Genomic DNA, 4,485 nt, shown 5'->3' on the forward strand with positions numbered 1-4,485 from the left:
CGGATCTCGAAGCCCGGCAGCACGCTCGCCACCGTGGGCAGCTCCGGCATCGACGGCCAGGCCTGCGCGCTGGTGACCGCCAGCGCACGCAGCCGGCCCGACTGGATGTGCGGCGTCGCCACCGTCAGCGTGTCGGCGAGGATGTCGACGTCGCCGCCGATCACCGCCTGCACCGGCGCGCCGCCGCCGCGGTAGGGCACGTGCAGCAGCTTCGCACCCGCGCTCACGCCCAGCAGTTCGCCGACCATGTGCTGGGTCGAGCCCACGCCCACCGAGGTGAAGCTGACCTGTCCCGGCGCCTGCCGCGCGCTCGCGAGCAGCTCGGCCAGGTCGCGGGCCTTGTGTTCGGCGCGCACCGCGATGACGAAGGGGAAGCTGGTCACGGTCGAGACGAAGGCGAAGTCGTTCACCGGGTCGTAGGGCAGCTTGCGGCGCAGCGCGGCCGACACCGTGTGCGCGCCCGTGAGCATGGCGAGGTTGTAGCCGTCGGGCCGGGCCTTGGCCACGAAGTCGGTGGCGATCAGGCCACCGGCACCGCTCTTGATCTCGACGACCACCGGCTGCCCGAGCCCGTCCTGCATCTTCTGCGCGAGCAGCCGCGACACGATGTCGGCATTGCCGCCCGCGCCGAAGCCATGGGTCAGCTGGAGCGGGCGCGTGGGGTAGGCGCCCTGTGCACGGGCAGGGGGCAGCAGCGCGAAAGCGGCGGCCAGGGCGAGCAGTTCGCGCCGGTTGGCGATGGCGGTGGTCATGGTTTCGTTGTCTCCTCGAATCAGGCGCGCGCGGGCTGGAAGCCGCGCCACACGGCGTCGTAGCCGGGCTGCAGGTTGTCCGCGGCGAGCGCCCGCGCCGTGGGCCGGAACACGTGGCGGCTCTCGAACATGAAGGCCAGCGTGTCGTCGAGCCGATGCGGCGCGAGCGCGGCGGTGCTGGCCCGCTCGAAGGTGGCGGCATCGGGGCCGTGCGGCAGCATGCAGTTGTGCAGGCTCAGGCCGCCGGGCACGAAGCCCTCGGCCTTCGCGTCGTAGACGCCGCGCACCAGGCCCATCAGCTCGCTCATCACGTTGCGGTGGAACCAGGGCGGGCGGAAGGTGTCTTCCGCCACCAGCCAGCGCGGCGGGAAGATCACGAAATCGCAGTTGGCCACGCCCGGCGTGTCGCTGCCCGAGGTCAGCACCGTGTAGATCGACGGATCGGGATGGTCGAAGCTGATGGTGCCGATGGCCATGAAACGCGCCAGGTCGTACTTGCAGGGCACGAGGTTGCCGTGCCATGCGACCACGTCGAGCGGCGTGCCGGCCTGCGTGCCTTCCCACAGGTGGCCCATGAAGCGGTTGACGATGCGCACCGGGCCGGCGTCCTCCTCGAAGGCCGCCACGGGCGCCAGGAAGTCGCGCGCATTGGCGAGGCCGTTCGATCCGATCGGCCCGAGCTCGGGCAGGCGGAACGGCGCGCCGTAGTTCTCGCAGGCATAGCCGCGCGCCTCGCCGTCGGGCAGCTCGACGCGAAAGCGCATGCCGCGCGGCAGCAGCGCGATCTCGCCGGGCGCGATCTGCAGGCGTCCGAGCTCGGTGTGCAGCCGCAGCGCGCCCTGCTGCGGCACGAGCAGCAGCTCGCCGTCGGAGTTCACGAGGTAGCGCCCGGCCATCGAGCGGTTGGCGCGGTAGACGTGCACCGCCGAACCGGCCTGCGCATGCGGCTCGCCATTGCCCGCGATGGTCACGATGCCGTCGACGAAGTCCGTGGCCTGCTCTGGCATCGGCCAGGGATTCCAGCGCAGCCGGTTGGCCGGCGTCTCCACCTCGGTGAACGGGCCGCTGCGCCAGTCGCCGTCGTCGATGCGCGCGAAGGCCTCGTGCATGGCGCTGGGGCGCCGGCGGTACATCCAGGTGCGCAGGTTGCGATCGCGCGGCGCGGTGAAAGCCGTGCCCGACAGCAGCTCGGCATACAGACCCAGCGGCGCCTGCTGCGGCGAGTTGCGGCCCACCGGCAGCGCGCCGGGCAGCGCCTCGCTGGCGAACTGGTTGCCGAATCCGCTCTGGTAGCCGGGCACCGTTGCGGTCTCGCCCGTGCGCGCGCTCATGGCGACTCCTGCCACTGGGGCGTGAAGAAGGCGGCCGGCAGCAGGATCTTCGATTCCTGGCTCTGCAGCAGCGGCAGCATCTCCACCACGTAGGCCTGCCATCCCGGATCGGCCATCAGCCGCTCGCGCCGCTCGGCGCGCTCGTTCATGTCGAGGTAGGCCCACAGGTGGATCACCTGGTTGAGCGGGCCGGTCTCCGTGCGGTAGTAGCCGACCATGCGCCCGAGGATGCGATGCTGGATCGCCAGCCCCTTGGCCTCGTACAGCGACAGGTAGGCGCGCCACTGGCCGGGGTGGGTGGTGTAGGTGCGTTGTTCGACGAGCATGGCAGCGGTCCCGCCCCTCACAGGCTGTGGCCTCCATCGATGACGATCCGCGTGCCGGTGGCCGTGCGCAGGTGCGTCACGCAGCCCAGCACGGCGAGCGCCACGTCCTGCGGGGTCACGATGCGGCCCAGCGGCGTGGTGGCGGCCTTCTTCTGCAGCTCCTCGCGGTTGCGGCCCTGCACGAAGCCGGTGTCGACCGCCGCGGGCGAGACGGCGACGAAGCGCACCGGCGCGAAGGCGCGCGCCATCGACACGGTCAGCGTGTCGAGCGCCGCCTTGGCCGCGCAGTAGGCGAGGTTGCTGCCCAGGCCCGTGAAGGCCGAGACCGAGGACACGTTGATCACCGCCGCGTCGGCCGAGGCCTGGAGCAGCGGCATCAGCGCGCGCGTGATGGCGTAGGGGCCGCCGACGTTGGCGGCGAGGATCTGCTCGAACAGCGCGGGCGGCAGCGCCTCGAGATCGCCATGCGCGATGCGCTGCGTGAAGCCGGCCGAGTTCACGAGCACGTCGACGCGGCCGAAGCGCTGCTGCAGCGCGCCGGCCATGGCCGCGTGCGCCGCGGCATCGGTCAGCGGAATGCGCAGGGTGCCGTGGTCGGCGCCCGGCAACTCCTCGCGCAGCGCGCGTGCACGCTCGGCGCCTTCGTTGTAGCCGATGACCACGGTCGCGCCCGCGTCCGCCAGCGCGCGCACGCAGGCGGCGCCGATGCCGCTGCTGCCGCCGGTGACGACCGCGATCCGGCCGGCCAAGGGGGTGGCGGCGGCATTCATCGGCGGCTCCCGCGCGGCGCTGTTGTCTTCATGGAGGTCCTCGGTGGTGGGGCGTTGTCGATGGATGGACCCGCTGCGAGTGCTGTCCGATAGACGGGACACGGCGGGGGCACGAGCGGGAATTGTTTTCTAATGGCTCGCCTCGAACCAGTCGTTTGTCCACCAATCGAACATGAAAACGCCCTCCGATGCCGGCTCGCTCAAACGCGGCGTGGCGATCCTCAAGCTGCTGGCCACCGCGGGCTCGCGCGGGCTGGCGCTGACCGAGCTGTCGGAGAAGTCGCAGATCCCGCATCCGTCGGTGCACCGCATCCTGGGCCAGCTCGCCGCGGAGCGGCTCGCGGTCTTCAACGAGGAGCTGCGCCGCTACAAGCTCGGGCCGCTGGCCTTCGAACTCGGCGTGGCCGGCTCGACCATGCACGACATCCGCGACCTCTGCGAACCCGCGATGGACATGCTGGCCCGCGAGACCGGCGACACCGTCTACCTGGTGGTGCGCAGCAGCTTCGACGCGGTCTGCATGCACCGCCGCGAAGGTGCCTTCCCGATCCGCGCGCTGGTGCTCGAGGTCGGCAGCCGGCGCCCGCTGGGCGTGGGCGCGGGCGGGCTGGCGATCCTCTCGGCCATCGGCGACGAGGAGCGCGCCCACATCATCGAACGGGTGGGGCCCGGCCTGGCCGCCTTCGGCAAGCTGTCGACGCAGGATCTGGCGCAGGCCTGCGAGGAGGCGCGCGCCCTGGGCGCCGCCGTGATCCAGAACCGCGTGAGCCTGGGCGTGAAGGCGGTCGGCGTGCCCTTTCGCGATTCGATGGGGCAGGCCATCGGCGCGCTGAGCGTCGCCGCGCTCTCGCAGCGCCTGGGCCAGCGCCGCATCGCGCAGGTGGCCGGCATGCTGCGCGAAGCCACGCAGTCGGTGGAGGTCCTGCTGCGCAAGCGCAAGGCCTGAAAAGGCCGCGACTGGCGCTTCAGCCGCCGTGCTCGCGCAGGAAGGCCTCGCAGCGCGTCACCAGGTAGGCCGGCGTCTCGAGCATCGGGTAGTGCCCGGCATTGGGCAGCGTCTCGATCCGCGCATGCGGGTACAGGCGCGGAAAGGTGGCCTGCACGAAGTCGGGCGACACGCCCCCGTCGTGCTCGCCCACCAGCACCAGCAGCGGCGCGCGCAGCGCGGCCGCGCGGTCCGAGAAATCGGTGGCCGAGAAGGCCTGGAAGTAGTCCGCGAAGGCGCCGGGCTCGGAGGTGGCGCGCTGGTGCGCGAGGATGCCGCGCGCCAGGGCGGGCGTGAGGCGCGAACCCAGCGAGGCCTCGA

The 4,485-nt window shown here is 71.9% G+C and carries 6 protein-coding genes; 1 reads left to right on the forward strand and 5 read right to left on the reverse strand.

The genetic code is table 11. The features are described from left to right. The 4 genes from AC27VN_RS33830 to AC27VN_RS33845 all read right to left on the reverse strand — a co-directional run. Window positions 1–752, reverse strand: a 752-nt coding sequence (locus tag AC27VN_RS33830; protein WP_490879402.1) for a tripartite tricarboxylate transporter substrate-binding protein, incomplete at its 3' end; no start/stop codon positions are given. 20 nt (window positions 753–772) lie between these two features. After that, complete coding sequence (gene hmgA, locus AC27VN_RS33835) at window positions 773–2,083, reverse strand: homogentisate 1,2-dioxygenase (RefSeq protein ID WP_490879403.1); 1,311 nt, start codon at window positions 2,081–2,083, stop codon at window positions 773–775. After that, complete coding sequence (locus tag AC27VN_RS33840) at window positions 2,080–2,409, reverse strand: NIPSNAP family protein (RefSeq protein ID WP_490879404.1); 330 nt, start codon at window positions 2,407–2,409, stop codon at window positions 2,080–2,082. The genes hmgA and AC27VN_RS33840 overlap by 4 nt, the downstream gene beginning before the upstream one ends. Window positions 2,410–2,426: 17 nt before the next feature. Beyond that, a complete protein-coding gene (locus AC27VN_RS33845) occupies window positions 2,427–3,179 on the reverse strand; it encodes an SDR family NAD(P)-dependent oxidoreductase (protein WP_490879405.1) in 753 nt (250 codons plus the stop codon). Window positions 3,180–3,351: 172 nt separating this feature from the next. On the opposite strand from AC27VN_RS33845, the gene AC27VN_RS33850 reads away from it, so the two are divergent. After that, complete coding sequence (locus AC27VN_RS33850; protein ID WP_490879406.1) at window positions 3,352–4,125, forward strand: IclR family transcriptional regulator; 774 nt, start codon at window positions 3,352–3,354, stop codon at window positions 4,123–4,125. 19 nt (window positions 4,126–4,144) lie between these two features. Here the strand turns inward: AC27VN_RS33850 and AC27VN_RS33855 are convergent. After that, the coding region (locus AC27VN_RS33855) for an alpha/beta fold hydrolase (RefSeq protein ID WP_490879407.1) at window positions 4,145–4,485 on the reverse strand (341 nt) is incomplete at its 5' end.

The organism is Variovorax sp. 20P10.2.4 (assembly GCF_058244205.1).